We start from the raw sequence: 336 nt of genomic DNA on the forward strand, positions 1-336 counted from the left end.
CGCCGTTGCTCCGCCGATGCCTTGGAAATCGGCAGCGTCTCCAGGCGCGGCATGCCCGTTCTCGGCGAGAACCGCTGTGTTCGCCGCAGCCCGGAATCGATCACGGTCCGGACCCCCTCGATCGTCAGGCTTGTCTCCGCGATCGAGGTCGCCAGCACGACCTTCCGCTGGCCTGGCGAAGCTGGAGCAACGGCGCTGTCCTGCTCAGCCTGCGGCAGCTGGCCGTAGAGCGGACGAAGCGTCACGTTCCCGGGCAGCGTGCCGGACCTTAGCTCCGACTCCGTCCGGCGGATTTCTCTCTCGCCCGGGAGGAACAGCAGGATGTCGCCGGGCTGC

General features: G+C 68.5%; 1 protein-coding gene. It reads right to left on the reverse strand.

All coding sequences use genetic code 11. The features are described 5' to 3' along the window. Nucleotides 1-336, reverse strand: a 336-nt coding sequence (locus L691_RS30285) for a helicase-related protein (protein ID WP_036738475.1), incomplete at both ends; no start/stop codon positions are given.

It is taken from the genome of Paenibacillus zanthoxyli JH29 (assembly GCF_000520715.1).
In the GTDB taxonomy this organism is placed as follows: Bacteria; Bacillota; Bacilli; order Paenibacillales; family Paenibacillaceae; genus Paenibacillus_AQ; species Paenibacillus_AQ zanthoxyli.